Annotated in this window: 17 protein-coding genes; 2 read left to right on the forward strand and 15 right to left on the reverse strand. The window is 48.4% G+C overall.

Annotated features, from left to right (window positions below; all coding sequences use genetic code 11):
* Positions 1 to 144: 144 nt before the first annotated feature.
* The 12 genes from GEV47_RS01420 to GEV47_RS01475 are packed head-to-tail and all read right to left on the reverse strand — an operon-like array spanning position 145 to position 11,650.
* Positions 145 to 2,550 carry an MMPL family transporter gene (locus GEV47_RS01420; protein WP_322741514.1) on the reverse strand — a complete coding sequence of 802 codons (2,406 nt, stop codon included), beginning with the start codon at positions 2,548 to 2,550 and terminating at the stop codon, positions 145 to 147.
* Positions 2,543 to 3,148: an outer membrane lipoprotein carrier protein LolA gene (locus GEV47_RS01425; RefSeq protein ID WP_153232932.1), complete on the reverse strand. Its 606-nt coding sequence runs from the start codon at positions 3,146 to 3,148 to the stop codon at positions 2,543 to 2,545. The genes GEV47_RS01420 and GEV47_RS01425 overlap by 8 nt, the downstream gene beginning before the upstream one ends.
* Positions 3,145 to 3,576, reverse strand: coding sequence for an acyl-CoA thioesterase (locus tag GEV47_RS01430; RefSeq protein ID WP_153232933.1), 432 nt, complete (start codon positions 3,574 to 3,576; stop codon positions 3,145 to 3,147). Before GEV47_RS01430 ends, GEV47_RS01425 begins: the two co-directional genes overlap by 4 nt.
* Positions 3,569 to 5,134, reverse strand: a complete 1,566-nt coding sequence (locus GEV47_RS01435) for an HAL/PAL/TAL family ammonia-lyase (protein ID WP_153232934.1) — start codon at positions 5,132 to 5,134, stop codon at positions 3,569 to 3,571. The genes GEV47_RS01430 and GEV47_RS01435 overlap by 8 nt, the downstream gene beginning before the upstream one ends.
* Positions 5,121 to 6,095, reverse strand: coding sequence for an LpxL/LpxP family acyltransferase (locus GEV47_RS01440; protein WP_153232935.1), 975 nt, complete (start codon positions 6,093 to 6,095; stop codon positions 5,121 to 5,123). Before GEV47_RS01440 ends, GEV47_RS01435 begins: the two co-directional genes overlap by 14 nt.
* A complete protein-coding gene (locus tag GEV47_RS01445; protein ID WP_153232936.1) occupies positions 6,092 to 6,880 on the reverse strand; it encodes a glycosyltransferase family 2 protein in 789 nt (262 codons plus the stop codon). Before GEV47_RS01445 ends, GEV47_RS01440 begins: the two co-directional genes overlap by 4 nt.
* On the reverse strand, positions 6,873 to 8,762 hold the full coding sequence (locus tag GEV47_RS01450; protein ID WP_153232937.1) for an AMP-binding protein: 1,890 nt from the start codon (positions 8,760 to 8,762) through the stop codon (positions 6,873 to 6,875). The genes GEV47_RS01445 and GEV47_RS01450 overlap by 8 nt, the downstream gene beginning before the upstream one ends.
* On the reverse strand, positions 8,759 to 9,343 hold the full coding sequence (locus tag GEV47_RS01455) for a COG4648 family protein (RefSeq protein WP_153232938.1): 585 nt from the start codon (positions 9,341 to 9,343) through the stop codon (positions 8,759 to 8,761). Before GEV47_RS01455 ends, GEV47_RS01450 begins: the two co-directional genes overlap by 4 nt.
* A gap of 20 nt (positions 9,344 to 9,363) precedes the next feature.
* Positions 9,364 to 9,648 (reverse strand): acyl carrier protein, encoded by a 285-nt coding sequence (locus GEV47_RS01460; RefSeq protein ID WP_153232939.1) that lies wholly within the window; start codon positions 9,646 to 9,648, stop codon positions 9,364 to 9,366.
* 39 nt (positions 9,649 to 9,687) lie between these two features.
* The gene (locus GEV47_RS01465) at positions 9,688 to 9,948 is read right to left on the reverse strand and encodes a phosphopantetheine-binding protein (protein WP_153232940.1); all 261 of its coding nucleotides are present in this window, start codon (positions 9,946 to 9,948) and stop codon (positions 9,688 to 9,690) included.
* 60 nt (positions 9,949 to 10,008) lie between these two features.
* Positions 10,009 to 10,848 carry a lysophospholipid acyltransferase family protein gene (locus GEV47_RS01470; protein WP_153232941.1) on the reverse strand — a complete coding sequence of 280 codons (840 nt, stop codon included), beginning with the start codon at positions 10,846 to 10,848 and terminating at the stop codon, positions 10,009 to 10,011.
* Positions 10,841 to 11,650 carry a beta-ketoacyl synthase chain length factor gene (locus GEV47_RS01475; RefSeq protein ID WP_322741515.1) on the reverse strand — a complete coding sequence of 270 codons (810 nt, stop codon included), beginning with the start codon at positions 11,648 to 11,650 and terminating at the stop codon, positions 10,841 to 10,843. The genes GEV47_RS01470 and GEV47_RS01475 overlap by 8 nt, the downstream gene beginning before the upstream one ends.
* A gap of 274 nt (positions 11,651 to 11,924) precedes the next feature.
* On the opposite strand from GEV47_RS01475, the gene galE reads away from it, so the two are divergent.
* Positions 11,925 to 12,959: a UDP-glucose 4-epimerase GalE gene (gene galE / locus GEV47_RS01480; protein ID WP_153232942.1), complete on the forward strand. Its 1,035-nt coding sequence runs from the start codon at positions 11,925 to 11,927 to the stop codon at positions 12,957 to 12,959.
* Positions 12,960 to 12,971: 12 nt separating this feature from the next.
* Here galE and GEV47_RS01485 read toward each other — a convergent pair whose 3' ends face one another.
* Positions 12,972 to 13,163, reverse strand: coding sequence for a DUF1289 domain-containing protein (locus tag GEV47_RS01485; RefSeq protein ID WP_153232943.1), 192 nt, complete (start codon positions 13,161 to 13,163; stop codon positions 12,972 to 12,974).
* Between the two features lie 84 nt (positions 13,164 to 13,247).
* Positions 13,248 to 14,174 (reverse strand): SMP-30/gluconolactonase/LRE family protein, encoded by a 927-nt coding sequence (locus GEV47_RS01490; RefSeq protein ID WP_153232944.1) that lies wholly within the window; start codon positions 14,172 to 14,174, stop codon positions 13,248 to 13,250.
* Between the two features lie 403 nt (positions 14,175 to 14,577).
* Between GEV47_RS01490 and GEV47_RS01495 the strand changes: the two genes are divergently transcribed.
* Positions 14,578 to 15,519: a LysR family transcriptional regulator gene (locus GEV47_RS01495; protein ID WP_153232945.1), complete on the forward strand. Its 942-nt coding sequence runs from the start codon at positions 14,578 to 14,580 to the stop codon at positions 15,517 to 15,519.
* A gap of 50 nt (positions 15,520 to 15,569) precedes the next feature.
* On the opposite strand, the gene dgoD is transcribed toward GEV47_RS01495, so the two are convergent.
* Complete coding sequence (gene dgoD, locus GEV47_RS01500) at positions 15,570 to 16,718, reverse strand: galactonate dehydratase (protein WP_153232946.1); 1,149 nt, start codon at positions 16,716 to 16,718, stop codon at positions 15,570 to 15,572.

The following is a 16,718-nucleotide window of genomic DNA, read 5'->3' on the forward strand; positions in this document are numbered from 1 at the left end:
CAAGTGTGGCAGGCACCGCATTTTGCATCCGGGCGGATAACCACAGAATAAATGCAGTTAACATCTTAGGCCGCAATGCTGGCGGGCCCCTCTATCGGATGACGACGGCTTAATACCGCGTGGGCGCAAAATACGGCGCCCACCTTACTTCAGCCCATCCGGTCCAAAACAAGGTGCAATCAACCACACCACAGCAATCCCAACTAACATAGTGAATCCAAAAGCATGCAATGGCGGCGTACCCGATAACGCCAGTAAGCCAAACGACAGCAACGCGCTGAAGGCAGACAACCCAACCGTCAGCCAAGCAAATTTAGCAGCACGATGGCGGTCTTCGCCTTGCTCTTGCAAGAAAATTCCGTAATCAACACCCAATCCGAGTATCAACATCAACGCCAATACATGAAACAACTGCAACGGTTGTGACAGCCATCCCAGTAACGCCAACACCGTCAGGCTAGCCAACATTGGCGATATCACAACTCGCCACGCGGCGAAGCGATAGCGCGTAAACAGCAAGAGATAAATAGCAACATATGCAGCGAATAATACCCATCCCATATATTGGCGATAGTGACCAAGTACAGATGAGATTTCACTGACTTTATCGACCCATTGCACACCATCCAAATGCTCGGCGCTTTGTTTTAACAACGGCAAATTCGCATAACTGTCTATCCCGCGCAACGCGACTATGCTGGCATAGGTGCTACCATTTTCGCTTTGCAGCTTGCCCAACCACAGATGGCGTAACGGCTCAGCCGCAGGCGTAGACAAAAAATTATCGGGCGTTAATGTTTTTTCTGGCACGGCTAAGGCGCGCTTACGCATAGCATCAACCCAGCTTGCATCTTCGCCCAATTGTTTTGCGAGACTGTTTAATGCGCCATCCTCGCTCAACAATCCATGCTCGACCAAAGCACGATTCGCAGATTGCGTGCGCAACGAAGGCGTCCAATTCGACATCGCCTGATAACCACTGATGATGTGTTTCGCAATCAGCTCATCTAAACGTTGCGTTAACGCTTCTTCGCGCTGCAATACCACTTCTTCCGTAACGCCACGCACCAGATAAAACTGCACCGGCGTTGGCGCATCGAGAATTTTTGAGAGCTTGATTTGATCGTCTAACAATTTTTTAGGCGGCGTTTGCAAGGATCGAATGTCATCGTTAACCTGCAAGCGCGACAGACCAGTCACCACCAACACTGCAAATAAGATGAGCGTAATAAAAGTTGCTCGATTAACGCGACACAGTGGCCAATGACGCCGCGTAGCGCCAAACCAATTCGCGAAACGGGAACTCTTCAAAGTCGATGCCTGAATCAATACCGGAAAACAAAATACCACTGTCAACCACGCAAACGACAAGCCTATCACTGAAAAAATTGCCATTTGCCGTAAGCCCGGAAACGGCGTTAACACCAAGCCAATATAGCCAATCAGGGCGGCAGTCAATGTCAGTGATAAACCAGGCATTAACTGCCGCAATAACTGTAATGAGTTCAGTGATTTATCCGCACCAACTCGGCTACATAAGAAATAAATTCCATAATCTTGTGCAATTCCAATCAGGCTGGCGCCAAAAACCAGGGTTAATAAATGCACCTTCCCAAAAATCAGCCAACATAATGAAAATGCGCCCAAACAACCCACGATGATAGAAAAAACAATCAACGCAATCGGTCGTAAAGAACCAAAAGTCAACCACATTAGCAAGATCACGCCAATTAAAGAGCCAATGCCGATGGTCGACATTTCACTGCTAGCCTGACTACTGGCCGCGCCAGCATGCAACACTACGCCGGCGCTAATCACCTCCGCCAGAGGATTTACTTGCTTAGCGGCGCTACTGGCTTGCGTCAATAAAGGCAACACTGTTTGCTGCGTCGCCATCGAATAAGCAGAATGCTGCAAGGTCATCATCAACAACACATAAGGTCGTCCCTGATACTCGACAAACAAATGTCCATCACGTGGCCGTACCGGTGTCTCTTGCGCACGTGCCTGCACCCAGCCACTGAATATGCCAAACGGATCGTCTTGCCAAGCACCTAGCTTGGGACCGGAAAATGGACTGTAAAGTTGTTGTAGTGCGGTCTCAACCCAGTGACTTGCCGGTTGTTCGCGCAATGCTTTTTTTTGCGTTGCTGTGAGCAAGCTTAGATGATTTTGTTGCGCCAGAGTCAGTGCCTGCGTCTGATCTTGATCTGTTATAGGGCTCCCCAGGGACAACACATCGGCATGTTTGGCGATTACGGCGCTATACGCATTTGCGGCCGCTTTTGCTTGTTGCCAGTCATTTGCACCAATCAACACAATCACCCGCTGTTGTGCTGCATCAACCATATGCGTGAAAGCTTGTTGCAGCACTGGATCACGCTGCTGCGCTGGCAGCAAAGCCATGATGTCCGTATCCGGGGCGATCTTTTGTACACCCCATAAATAAACGTTATGCGCCACAAGTAACGCGACCACCATTGCCCATACCAACGCCAATCGCCTAGACCAGACTTGCCAATCCAAACGATTATCTGAACGATTACTCAAGCTGTGCCCCTTCTTCCGCCGTCATCGCACTTGCGCCACTTTTAAAATCAGAAAAAACAATATCAGTTTTGTCGCCGCTCGCTTCGTTGATATTGACCGTTTTCACATAGGCACCGCCGCTTAATGCCAGTGTGCCGATCGCTTTCGCTAATGCTGGCTCGCGCGCGATCAAAGCAACTTTCCAGTGATTCCCCTGCACAGTGCCTTCAAGTTGAAACAAGGTGTTTAACTGGCTTAAATCGCCTGCCAATAAAGAGAATAAAACACTATTAATCATCCGTACCACCGGTTCCTGTTTTGCATCCATCCGCATAGCGACGCGATCACCTTGCATCTGCACGATCTCATCGCGTTTCAAACGCAAGGTATTAGGAAATGGTTGCAAGGTTTGCCACAACACGCCCTTGCCTTGCACCACACAAAAACGACCGTTCGACAGCAATGGCTTTTTCATGCCAACCAACTGTTTGGTTTGATCGAAACGACCGCACAATACTGGTGGCTTAGCCAACATTTCCTGAATTTTTTCGATAGGTGCGGCGGCTTGTGTTGTCGCTGAAAACAATGCCAAAAGACTGATTAAAAACAAGCGTTTCATGGCGTGTCAATTCCTAATTTTTCAAATAAAACAGCAGGCGAGGCAAAGCACATTTCACGTGTCGCTGTGTTGACCGCAACTTGCGTAGTAGTGCCTTTGCTCAAGCGTTTACCGGTAGCTGCATCGGCAATCAAATAGGCAATTTTCAAACAGTTTTCCCATTCAACTATGCTGGCACTAACTTTAATTCGCTGCCCGAATGTCGCCGGATGTGCGTACCGCAGATGCAAATCGATCACCGGCCACGTGTAACCGGATGCCTGCATGGCGAGATAGTTATATTGAATGGTGTCGAGCAATGCACAACGCGCTTGTTCTAAATACTTGACGTAGTTACCGTGCCAAACGATCTCCATAGGATCGAGATCGTAGAACTGGATTTGCAGCGCAATCTCTGCGGTCCAGCGACTAGGTTCTTTCTTAGACATACAAATCCCATTTTTTTGTATTTATCCGTTCTAGCAACAAACGTAATTCTGATTCCAGCATGCGGTCCTCTTGAATCACCGCGACATCTTCAGCCAGACTCTTCAACATATCCTGAATATTTTTCTGCGGCGTCGTGCCGTCAATTTGACAGCGCAGCCACACACCTTGACGCACACTGACCAACAACGCGGCCACCACTTGCTCTGTCAATTGCAATACCCGCAGACAGTCACGTGCCGCGATGGTACCCATGCTGACTTTGTCTTGATTGTGGCATTCGGTCGAACGTGAAAATACGGAAGCCGGCATAGTCAATTTGAGTGCTTCGGCAGTCCAGGCAGATGCGCTGATTTGCAATGCTTTTAGACCATGATTAATGCTGGCACGTGGTCCCGTGGCACCAGATAAATTGCTAGGTAAACCGTGGTTATAACGGCTATCCACCAGCAACGCCATTTGTCTATCAAGTAAATCTGCGATGTTGGCTACCGCGTTTTTCATGCTATCCATCGCAAAAGCGATATGACCGCCGTAGAAATGCCCGCCATGCAGCACGCGTTCGTTTTCGCCGTCAATGATGGGATTATCGTTGGCGCTGTTTAATTCATTTTCGATCGATGTACGCAGCCATGGCAATGCGTCGGCCAGCACGCCAATCACATGCGGTGCGCAACGAATCGAATATCTGTCCTGCAAACGTTTTTCATTACGAGGTGCGTCACTAGCTGGCAAATCCTGACGCAACCAGGCAGCGACTTGCTGTTGGCCTGCATGCGGTTTGACGGAGAATAGAACTTCGTCAAAATGATGCGCGTTGCCATCTAACGCGAAACTCGACATCGCAGTAATACGCGTGGCAATTTGCACCAGATATGCTGCGCGATCATAGGCAAGACAAGCAAGCGCAGTCATAACGGCCGTGCCATTCATGATCGCCAGACCTTCTTTGGGGCGCAATCTCAATGGCGTCATACCGACCTCTTGCAAGGCTAACGCGGCAGACACTTTAATACCGTCGCGCCACACCTCACGTTCGCCACAAAGCACTGCTGCCAAATAGGACAGTGGTGTTAAATCACCACTGGCGCCAACTGATCCTTCGGCCGGAATCAATGGCAGCAAATCCTCTTGCAATAAACGCGTGATCTGCTCCAGCAAACCAACACTTACACCGGAATAACCTTTACACAACGAAGCCAGACGGGTCGCCAAAATTGCCCGAGTTTGTGTTGGCGTAAAGTGCTCGCCCAGCCCACAGCCGTGATAAGCATATAAATGATGCGGCAACTCCGGCACCAGTTCCATCGGGACATTGACTGTACAAGAATCGCCGTAACCAGTCGTCACACCATAAATGGTGCCATCTTCTCTCAGCAATTTATCCAGGAAATCGGCACCCCGCGCAATCACCGCACGAAATGTGGAATCATCGGATAAGGCAACCTGCGTGTTACGGCCAGCAATCGCCACGATATCTTCTATCGTTAGTCGAGATTGATCGAATGTAATCGCAGATTTCAGATTTACCGCATTCAAATGTGGCTCATTCAGTTTCATATTTGGTGCTATTCCAGAAATCGTAAAAATTAAACCATTGCAATGGCGCGCGCAGGCAGTAGTGTTCTAATCGTTCAGCATAAGCAGTCGCCAATTCATCCAAAATATGATCTCGATGCTTACGTGGCAAAGAGATAGATGAGCGAAATAATTCAAAATGACATTCAGGGCGTTGATTGATGGTGTAAGAAAACAGCAGATACACCGGGCACTGCATCACACTCGCCAATACATAAGGGCCAATCGGAAATGGCGCACGCTCACCCAAAAATTTGGCGTGGGCGACACGTGGGCTATGCAAGCTCATGGATACCGGAATACGATCACCGGCAATCGCGACAAACTCGCCATTAGCAATTTTTTCGGCCAGCATAATGGCTGTCGCAGAAGATATCTCGGTGACTTGCAACAAATTCAACTGGCTCTGAGGGTCCAGCTGCGCCAATAAGCGATTGAATGCTTGCGCATGTTTAGTGTGTACCAACACCGTGATGCGCAGATGCTGGCGTTGCTTAGCCAACAAGCGACAGAGTTCAAGATTACCGAGATGCGCGCAAATTAACAAACCTCCGCGCTGCTCTTTCAAATTTTCCAGCATCACCTCTTGACCAAATTTGACCGCCTCATGTGTTTTATACAAACCACCCCACAGCAGCATTTTGTCGAGAATATTTTCAGCAAAAGAGGCGAAATGCTGAAACACACCGACCAAATCTGAACGTACTAGTTGATTGTCACCGCGATGCACCGCGTATTTATTGACGTGACTCAAATAGGTACGCGATGCATGGCGTGCTGCTGGCTTCGTCATCACATACCAAGTCAGAACCGGATATAAAACCAATCGGAACGGCCAGCGTCCAGCGATGCGATAAATCCAAAATAGCAGGCGCATGCCAAACACAAAACTGCTTTCATTAATTTGCGCCCAATGGCGCTTACTACTTGCGGAAGCGGTCATTGTGGCGCTCTCGGCTTACGTTCCGATTTATTGGAAAATTGACGGAATAGCCGACGGCCCAGCAGCTTTGGCGCACGCAACAACATGCCAAAAAATAAAATCGCATGCAAACGCGAAATCAGTAAATTATCCAACCCTGCACGGAAATGTGAAACACCATCGGTGGGATATCCAACCTTGGTTGGCACGTTAACAATATCAACGCCGTCCCAATACAAACGAACCAACACTTCGATATCAAAATTCATCCGTTCTCCCAACACTTGTCGCCGTGATAACGCGAGCAATGAAGGTAATGGGTAGACACGGAAACCACACATGGAATCTTTAATATCCAGCGATAAAGTATTAATCCATACCCAGACGTGCGTGATATAGCGCGCATACAATCGGTGTTTGGGCACGCTCTCGTCATATTGAGGACAACCCGCAATCAATGCAGCCGGCTGATTCTTCGCGTATTGCAAGAAACGCTGAATATCATCGGTATTGTGCTGACCGTCCGCATCGATCTGCAGCGCATGCGTATAACCAGAATCCGCGGCATGCTGAGTCCCGGTCAGAACCGCACCACCTTTACCGCGATTTAATGGGTGACGCAGCAGGGTCACTTGCTGATGAAATTCAGCAGCAAGCGTATCGAGAACCGCAGCACATGATGCGCTGCTAGCATCGTCGACCAAGATGCATGGCAGGTCATGCGCCAACACCGCAGCCACGACAGCGCCTATCGCATGTTCGTGGTTGTATACCGGGATCACCGCACAGGGAGAAAAATCAGACATGCGTCTCTCCACCATGCCGCTCACTGCGTATTTCAGCAAACATCAGACGTCCACTTGCATGCTTGCCTTCCTTAGATGTCAGCGTAAACGTCAACGCGGATTTTTCCACTTGGTGCTGCAACTCCAATTGGAATGACATACCAGGCGTAATCACACGCTGAAATTTGAGAGCCTGCATGCCAATGAAATGTGGAGGCAACGAAAAATACTTCCGACCATACGACAATGCCCAGTCAACCTGCACTACACCAGGCAAGATTGGCGCTCCATCAAAGTGGCCATCGAAATACAGCAAATCGCCCGGCACTGTTAATGCGAGCAACACACGGCGGTTTTCGCTATCGTGTTCTACCACCCGCTCGTCGATCGGTCGAGTTTGATTCGCAGTATTCGTTTGCATTGAATTAGATTGCAACAGTTCCAACAAAGCGGCACGTGTCGTTTTCCCTTGTGCGTTCATCGGCAATGCTTCCAGATAATGCCAACTGCGCGGCAAGGCGGTACGTTCAATGACTGCGGTCAATTGATCGCGTAAGCGCCGATTCAGTCCCAATTTACCTTGCCGGGCAAGTAACGCACGGCCATCGTCATTGAGAACAACGAAAGCTACTATTTTTTGCCGATGTATATTCATCTTGAGCAATGCGGCATCAGCAACATCTAACAGCAATACCCGCGCTTGTTCAACCAAGCTGTCATCCTGCAAAGCACGCTCTATGGCATCAAGTGAAATACGTTTTTCTTCCACTTTAACAATCCTGTCGATGCGCCCCTTTAACAAAAACCGTTGTGCATCTACTGGCTCCACCTGATCGGCTAAAGTGTGCCAACTTGCATCCGGCAAATGCGGCGAGTTAATTTCCAAAACGTCGTTTTCCTGATTGACTCGCCATGCAATGGTTGGCATAACTTGCCAACTGTCCTCATTGCTCATGACATTGAGCGCTTCGCTTTGATTAAATTGGCGTTGACGGCTCGCGATACCGCCGGTTTCTGAGCTGCCATATACTTCAATTGGCATTTTCCCGAAGATCCGCCCCACTTGCTGCGCAGTTTCCGCTGTTAATGCACCACCAGAGGAGAAGATAGAACGCAGATTTTGCAATTCGCCTATCTGATCAAACGACGCCGGCAACCGCTTCAAATGGGCTGGGCTAGCAATCAAAACAATATTGCGTTTTGCGATGATAGGCAGCAAACTTTCGAGATAATCGACTTGCCGCGTGTGTATTACACGGCCAGTTGTCAGCGGCCATAACACTTTAAATAACAAACCATATATATGTTGATGCGAGACAGTTGCGAGAATATCGGCATCACCTATTTGGCTGCCAAATAATACCTCTAATGTCTGGACTTCTGAGGCTAACTGAGATATTTTTTTCGGCACTGCCTGCGGCGCGCCGGTACTACCTGAGGTATAAATCACCACACAGGGAAATGTTTCTGACAATATTTTGAATTGATATTGTTGAAGACTATTTTCGGCAGAAAAAGGTGCCGCATCTGATGGCAAATTTAACGGCGAATAATGTGCCGGAAACTCACCTAAGAATCCGTCAACCTCCGCACTTAAGTTGCGGCATGTTGCCGGTAATGCATCGCCTGATAAATAAATCGTTTTATCAGCTTGCCATGCTCCCAACAGGGCGCAAGAAAAATCAAAGGTATCGCTCAAATACAAGGCAAACTTTGTGCCTTTCTGATGCTGCAATAAAGAACGCCATGCAGCGACATTACCCAGAAAATCAGCATAACTAAACGGCATTTCCTGGCGCCCATGAAATGGCGCTCCGGCTTGCAGGTTGATGTCCGCCAGTGATGCCGGGCTTAACAGCGACAACAAATTACGCTGTACGCGAATATTCGGTCTCTGAATCATGATGATATTGCTTCGTGTTGCAAACGATGGCGCCGCTTAACCCATACCCTGATTGCATATTCGCCTGCGAACAGGCATCCCATCATTACATAAGCAATGATGCCGTTATAGAGTGACCAAATTTGCGATGATGCCCAGCAAGCGGTAATCAACGCAATAGTCCCATTGAGTATAAAAAACCCACACCAAACCTGTGTCACACGACGCGTATACGCAATTGCGTAGTCTGGCAAAGCGGGATCTGTTAAACGCGCCATGCGTTCGATTACAGACGGTGGTGAGATCAAGCTATAAGAAAAAACAATCAGCATGGTCGCATTGACCAACACGGGATAGAGTTTCAACGGCAACAATGCGTTATACCAAATAGCTATCGCCGCCAGTACCAATGCACCAGCTAGCCAACAGCGACTTGCGTTGCCTACTTTTAAAGTCGTTAAACGCGTAGCGGCGGCCAATACCAGTAAAAGCGCAAGGATGCGTGGCTCTATCTTGCCGTGCGCCAGCCAAATAGCGGCTGGGTAAAACAGGGTGATGACAACCGTCACCACTCCCATGATCCGACGAAAAGGAGTAGACATGAAAATGGCAGCGAGGGACTTTATTTCGTGTCCTCTTTCAACAATACAAGCAAGGCATCGACCACATCCTGCACCGTGCGAACTGCTTTGAACACATCCGGCTGCAAGCGCTTGCCAGTTAATTGTTTGAGTTTTACCACCAAATCGACTGCATCAATGCTGTCGATATCCAGTTCGGAATACAAATTGGATTGCGGTGTTATGTCAGCCTTATCGATTTCAAACATTTCATGCAACACGTCAACCACCCACGCATACAACTCTGCTTCAGGTGTAGCCGCGCTTAATTTGATGCTTTCTGTCATGTCCATATTTCCCTTACTCATTTGGTACTTACACTTTATTTACTTAGTTCTTTTGCTGGCGACCATCGCAGCAAGTGCGTGCACTGATGCAAAATGCTGACGCGTTTCCGCGGAGTCAGCAGACAATGAAATGCCATAGCGTTTTTGTAGCGCGACTCCCAATTCAAGCGCATCGATTGAATCCAATCCAAGTCCATCGACAAACAAAGGAGCATCGGTAACGATATCGGTCGGGGTAATATCTTCTAGTTGTAAAACATCGATGATGACCTGCTTTATTTCTTGTTCAAGCTGTTGCATTGCTACGCCTATCCTGTTGGTTGAACTTATTTGAATCTAAATTATTCTAGTCAAGCTTAATTAAATATTGATGCTGATTTCGTTTTTGAAATAATCTTGTAAATACGCGGTTAACCGTCTGGCGGCCAAACTCTCATTGCCTGCTTCTGCAACAATTTCCGCTATTTCAATGTCTTGTTTCACTTCAATCTTGAAATGAGCAATTACATTCGGTACTTGCCACCATTTTTTGCCTTTGTGTAAAGTCGGTGGCGCGCAGTGAATCACCACTGGCGTCACATTCGCCATACTCCTTACCGCAACATTAGCAGCGCCACGCTTTAAACTGATCGCACCGTTCTCTGCAGTACGCGTCCCCTCAGGAAAAATAATCAGATTATTCCCTGCCTTCAAAGATGCGATGCAGTCATCTATTAATTCAACACTGTCATCATTGCTGATGTAATCAGCAGCACGCACCGGGCCGCCTGTAAATGGATTGCGCCATAACTGACTTTTAACGATGCAATCGGCTTGTTTCACAAATGCCATCAAAAATATCGTATCAATTAAAGTTGGATGATTCGCCAAAATCAGTAATCCTTGACGTTCCAAACGCTCCAAACCTCTCACTTCGTAGCGCAGCACTCCCAGGCACCGCATAACCTCAACAAAACCACGAAACGCCCGGCGAATCACATACCGAGAGACGCGCACGCGCGCATTACGTTCTAAAATCATCAAATTCAGTATCGGGAAAATGACGATGCGTAGCACCAGACCACCAAACCCAAACAATAAAAAACTAATGCCCGTTGCGACTACACGCCAGTAGCGATTTAATCGTTGACTTAGTCGTTGCGCTATACCGCCGCCGGCGCTATCGATTGAGGCGTCATCAGAATTGAGTAAATCAGCCATGATGTCGCCAATGCCAGCGTCGATGATCAACTATACGAATCAACTCGTTGTGTTTAGCCTGCTGACTATGGCAGTTCAGTTGAAATCGCAGCACATCTAACCCCGCTGGCTGCCGCGCTTTTTGCTCGACAGTTTGTAGATTTGATAAGCCGTCTGCATCCGTAGTATCAGCACCCCATGAGAGCGAAAATACATCGTTATGATTTTCAGCCGAACTGATCAACCATGCCCAGGCGAACGGCTGCTCACTATTGTCCTGATACTGCAAAAATACTTCTGGTAATATGCCGTCGTAAACCACAATCAAGACTTCAGAAGCCCCGTCAGCCAACAAGCTGCATGCCTCAATCACGCCATATTCAACACCACTATCACCGCCCGACAATGCGCAGTGATTTGCCTGATCATGGCGACCGATGGAGAGCAAGCCAGCAGCGGCGTTATGCACCGACAGACTGAAAGTGGTTGGCGATAAAGGCTCATCGCGCACGAGATCTGTCAGCAGAGCCACCGAACGCTGACACTCACCATGACGCGAACAAAATACAACAGGGACGTCAGTGCGGCCAGCCAGACAGCGATATGCCACCTCTAATGCCATCTTCCCAATAAAACCTGCGCGACGACGCAACATCGCTGGCATCGCAGCGACTTCGGGTTCAGTACGCCCATTTTGAACATGGTCAATAAAGAAAGGCTGCTGCGCCCAACCCATCCAAGCCACATCCGTATCTAATCCGGGCGCCCATGCTGCATGAGAGATAATCGAGAATTCGACACTATTTAAGCCAGTACGACCCACTTCCCTATCCTTTTAACGCGCAAGTCGTTGAGTCGACTTTATTTTTTTTCATCGACGATGGCTTTATTTGAACTATGGCGTTAAATAAAGCCGAGATTATAAACTACACTTCCAAATAATTATTATTTTTATGACAAGTTTTTATATTTCTTTTCAGCATTATTCTCGCCGATATTGTGCACTCTATCGTGTCGTGCTGCTTACGTTAAATACGGTAAAGTAGCGGGCTCGCGAAAATACGCTTTTTTTCATTCAGCTAACCAATCTCCTTATTTTGACTTACAACAAAACCATTCTCGTCACTGGCGCAGCAGGCTATATCGGATCACATATTTGTGTTGAATTACTCGCCGAAAAATATCAGGTCATCGCCGTCGACAATTTGTGCAATAGCTCTGTGCGGGCAATACAGCGTGTCGAACAAATCAGCCAGTGCGCCTTGCCGTTTTACGCTATAGATATACGTGATGGCAAGACCTTAGATGAACTGTTACAGAAACATCATATTGACGCAGTGATTCATTGCGCTGGCTTAAAAATAATGAGCGAATCGGTTGCGCAGCCTTTACGTTACTTCCAAAACAACGTAGCAGGTACGGCGACATTGCTGGAAACAATGGCGCAACACAATATTAAAACCGTCATATTTAGTTCTTCAGCCGCCGTATATGGCACACCAACGGCAGTTCCGATTGCAGAGTCGGCACCATTATTGGCCAATAATCCCTATAGCCATTCAAAATTGATGGTAGAACAACTTCTTGCCGATATGACACTTGCCGATCCAGCATGGGCGATAGGCGTATTGCGTTACTTCAATCCGGTTGGTGCGCACGATAGCGGATTAATTGGAGAAACATCGCATCCACAATCCAATAACCTGATGCCCTCCATTGTTCGGGTTGCCTCTGGCCAGCAATCGTCATTACCGATATTTGGTGATGACTATCCAACGGCCGACGGCACTGGCGTAAGAGATTATATTCATGTCATGGATGTAGCTAACGCCCATGTCGCAGCATTAGCGCATCTGCTACAAAATACGAATGACGACGCTCGCAACTTCACACTCAATCTGGGGACAGGGCAAGGTCATAGCGTGCTTGACATCGTCCGCACCTTTGAAATCACCTGCGGTCAGTCAGTCCCCTATTACATCGAATCCCGTCGTAGCAGCGATACCGCAGCTTGTTATGCCGATGCGTCGCAAGCAGCAGCATTATTGAATTGGTCTGCAAAAAAGGGATTAGCTGAAATGTGCGCAGATCACTGGCGCTGGCACGTGCAAAATCCGAACGGTTATCTTTGATGCAAGTGCATCTTATCCTTTCCGCTTAGGATAGCCCTCATGAGTGATGCGTATCCAAACTGCCTCTTTTTCTGCTTCGGTCATGAACACCCAATGAGCAACTTCGTTGACAGTACGACCACACCCGCGACACACGTCATCAAACGTTGTTGAGCAAACGGCAACGCAAGGTGTATCGGGACGATTGGGGGGAGATGCGGACATAACTGCTTTCACTATTTTTTGTAAGCTCGCATTGTATCGCGATCAAATTCAAAAATAGGAAAACAAAAGGCCGCCGATATAACGTTATAATATCGTCGTAAAAAGGCTATGCCGTTTGCCACCGAACCGCGCCTCAGGCAAACCACGTACGTCGGACAGATGTAATTGAAATACTCCTCCGGCTGCCAGTTCGATAGACAAGGCTGCGGCCGATAGCGATTCGCGTGCACTGGTTATATATAACGTATCCAAAGACTCTGCACCAAACGCGACGCAACTTGGCTGCGTTACCGGGACGTGAATAACACGATCTATACTGCCATCCGGGGTATAGCGCACCACACGGGAACCGCCCCACTGGGCGTTCCACAAATAACCAGCGCTGTCGATGATTGAACCATCCGGCACGCCCGGCTCTTCCAGCAAACTCACGAAAAGCCGGTCATTGCTTATTGTGCCGCCGTCAGTGTCATAGTCGCAACAGCGTATCGTCTTGCTGGGAGAGTCACAGTAGTACATGGTGTGTCCATCCGGGCTAAAGCAAATGCTATTGCTGATCCCGACCTCGGGCAATGCCAACTTTTCCAGCGTCAAATCGATATTGAGTCGATAAAAACTACAACCGCGCGCTATATCCGGCGCATCACTTTTGGTACCAAACACGAAACGCCCGAATCGATCACAGCGGCCATCGTTCAAGCGCGTATGCGGCAGATCAGCCTCAACGGTACAAATCGACGTTATCGCGCAGTCGGAAAAATTGAACCAAGCTAACTGCGAAGCCAATCCCAACAGTAGTCGATCATCATCATCGGTCAACGCGAAAGTCGCAAGTCGTTCCGGCATACGCCAACTGCATGTAGCACCCGTAACTGGATTGTGACTCCACAGGGTAGCGCCAAGAATATCTGTCCATAACAAGCGCTGCTTGCGCTGACACCACTGTATTCCCTCACCCAGCAAATTCTGTCCGTCAAATTGCAAACTTGCTGTGGCTATCGCCTCGCTCATAAAACTATCCTTTGAAAATAGCAACGAGGCCCGTTCGACCTCGTTGCTGACCACGGCACCCACATTTCAACCGAGCGCGAATGCACACATATATTAATGACTAGATAGATATCAATCTAATGATTTTTTACCCCAAATCAATACTGCATTTGGTATCATTTTTAAAAATCACAGGCTTGCACAAAACACGGCGGGAGCTGGCATTTTTTGCTCTGAAAAAGCAATGTGCAAAATGAAGGAAATTAGCGCTGAAGGTATTTGCTGTGATCAAACACGGTTACTGATATCGACGTCATAAGACCGTGAGCAAAAAATGCCAGCCGCAACACTGTTTTGCGTAAGTTCCAAAACAATAACGACAAAAAAATAGCCAATTGGCATAAAACCAAACACCGAGACAATAATGCAACCCAATACCACCAACTGGTTTCTGCGCGCACGTCTGAAAACCCGTCAGCTACTTTTGTTGATAGCGCTAGATGAGAGTCGTAATATCCATCGCGCAGCTGAAGCACTCAACATGACGCAACCGGCCGCGTCCAAACAACTCAAAGATTTGGAAGATATGCTTGATGTGCAGCTGTTCGAGCGACTGCCGCGGGGTATGCGGCCAACTATTTATGGCGAAGCCATGATTCGCCATTCACGCATGGCACTGACTAGCTTGTCACATGCCCACGACGACATTACGGCGCTGAAATCCGGGCTGTCCGGGCAAGTCAGCGTCGGCGCAATTTTGTCGCCGAGCATGACCTTAATCCCCCCGGCGATAGCGCGACTCAAGCAACAAGCGCCGATGTTGCGCATCGAAGTGGAAGTGGAAAGTAGCAATATCTTGTTGGAACAATTACAGCGCGGCTCACTCGATTTCCTGGTGGCGCGCATTATGGATCAGGAAGACAATCGCAATCTCGAATATGAAGAACTGTCGGACGAACCTGTGTGCATGGTGGCACGCGTTAATCATCCCTTGTGCCATGTCTCGAATCTGCAACTGAAGGATATCGCCAATACTGGCTGGATCCTGCCACCAAAAGGCAGTATCTTGCGCCATCGAGTCGACATGATGTTTCACAAGGAAGGTTTGCCTCCGCCATCCAATGTCGTCGATACCACTGCCATTTTAGTCATTACCAGTTTGTTACAACAGACTGATTTCTTGCATGTAATGCCGGTAGAAGTCGCCCGTTTTTATGCGCAGGTTAATGTGCTGGCGATACTGCCGATTGAGCTGCCATGCAAAATGGACGGCTTTGGCATTATCACCCGCCGCCTGCAGATACTGTCCCCGGCCGCAATTATCTTGCAGAAGACAATTCGTGAAGTGGCAGCACAGATCTATTAGTATCGTTTAATGTCTTCATCCTTCTCCACCTGCGGAGAAGGAGTCTCACTTCACCATTCAGCAAAGCTACCGTCTTTATGGCGCCAAATCGGATTGCGCCAGCGGTGGCCGATAGCGGCTCGCTCTTTCACATATTCTTCATTGATCTCTATCCCCAAACCTGGGCCTTGCGGAATTTTTACGTAACCTTGTTCGTAAGCGAACACGCCAGGATCTTGGACATAGTCAAGCAGGTCATTACTTTCGTTGTAATGAATCCCCAAACTTTGTTCTTGAATAAAGGCGTTATAGGACACGGCATCGACCTGCAAACAAGCTGCCAATGCAATCGGCCCTAACGGGCAATGCAAGGCAACTGCGACATCGTAGGCCTCAGCCATGCTGGCGATCTTACGGGTTTCAGTAATGCCGCCAGCATGTGACACATCCGGTTGAATGATGTCGACATAACCTTCACTTAAAATACGCTTGAAATCCCAACGTGAATACAGACGTTCGCCGAGCGCAATCGGAGTGCTGGTGAGATGTGCAATTTCTTTGAGCGCTTCGTAGTTTTCACTCAATACCGGCTCTTCGATAAACATCAGCTTGTACGGTTCCAACTCTTTGATTAACACTTTTGCCATCGGTTTGTGAACCCGGCCGTGAAAATCGATCCCGATGCCAACATGCGGGCCTACCGCCTCGCGCACCGCTGCGACATTGGCCAACATCAATTCGACTTTTTCGTGGCTATCAACAAATTGCAACTCTTCCGTACCATTCATCTTAACTGCTGTAAAACCGCGTCCGACCGCGTCTTTTGCAGCTGCAGCGGTATCGGCAGGCCTATCGCCGCCTATCCATGAATACACACGAATGCTATCGCGTACAGGGCCGCCAAGCAGTTGACTGATTGGGACGCCGAGTGCCTTGCCTTTGATATCCCACAGCGCTTGGTCGATACCGGCCAATGCACTCATGTGTATCGCGCCACCTCGATAAAAACCGCCACGATACAGCACGGTCCAATGATCTTCGATATTACGCGGATCTTTGCCTATCAAATAATCCGATAACTCTTCCACTGCCGCTGCGACGCTATGGGCACGCCCTTCAACCACCGGCTCTCCCCAACCAACAACACCCTCATCGGTTTCTATTTTTAGAAAACACCAACGTGGCGGCACAATATAAGTTGTGATTTTTGTGATTTTCAT

This window comes from Glaciimonas soli (assembly GCF_009497155.1).
In the GTDB taxonomy this organism is placed as follows: domain Bacteria; phylum Pseudomonadota; class Gammaproteobacteria; order Burkholderiales; family Burkholderiaceae_D; genus Glaciimonas; species Glaciimonas soli.

Bases quoted from the DNA above. Each gene is read 5' to 3' on its own strand.
- GEV47_RS01425 (WP_153232932.1), bottom strand. From the start codon at position 3,148: ATGAAACGCTTGTTTTTAATCAGTCTTTTGGCATTGTTTTCAGCGACA.
- GEV47_RS01430 (WP_153232933.1), bottom strand. From the start codon at position 3,576: ATGTCTAAGAAAGAACCTAGTCGCTGGACCGCAGAGATTGCGCTGCAA.
- GEV47_RS01435 (WP_153232934.1), bottom strand. From the start codon at position 5,134: ATGAAACTGAATGAGCCACATTTGAATGCGGTAAATCTGAAATCTGCG.
- GEV47_RS01440 (WP_153232935.1), bottom strand. From the start codon at position 6,095: ATGACCGCTTCCGCAAGTAGTAAGCGCCATTGGGCGCAAATTAATGAA.
- GEV47_RS01445 (WP_153232936.1), bottom strand. From the start codon at position 6,880: ATGTCTGATTTTTCTCCCTGTGCGGTGATCCCGGTATACAACCACGAA.
- GEV47_RS01450 (WP_153232937.1), bottom strand. From the start codon at position 8,762: ATGATTCAGAGACCGAATATTCGCGTACAGCGTAATTTGTTGTCGCTG.
- GEV47_RS01455 (WP_153232938.1), bottom strand. From the start codon at position 9,343: ATGTCTACTCCTTTTCGTCGGATCATGGGAGTGGTGACGGTTGTCATC.
- GEV47_RS01460 (WP_153232939.1), bottom strand. From the start codon at position 9,648: ATGACAGAAAGCATCAAATTAAGCGCGGCTACACCTGAAGCAGAGTTG.
- GEV47_RS01465 (WP_153232940.1), bottom strand. From the start codon at position 9,948: ATGCAACAGCTTGAACAAGAAATAAAGCAGGTCATCATCGATGTTTTA.
- GEV47_RS01470 (WP_153232941.1), bottom strand. From the start codon at position 10,848: ATGGCTGATTTACTCAATTCTGATGACGCCTCAATCGATAGCGCCGGC.
- GEV47_RS01485 (WP_153232943.1), bottom strand. From the start codon at position 13,163: ATGTCCGCATCTCCCCCCAATCGTCCCGATACACCTTGCGTTGCCGTT.
- GEV47_RS01490 (WP_153232944.1), bottom strand. From the start codon at position 14,174: ATGAGCGAGGCGATAGCCACAGCAAGTTTGCAATTTGACGGACAGAAT.
- GEV47_RS01495 (WP_153232945.1), top strand. From the start codon at position 14,578: ATGCAACCCAATACCACCAACTGGTTTCTGCGCGCACGTCTGAAAACC.
- dgoD (WP_153232946.1), bottom strand. From the start codon at position 16,718: ATGAAAATCACAAAAATCACAACTTATATTGTGCCGCCACGTTGGTGT.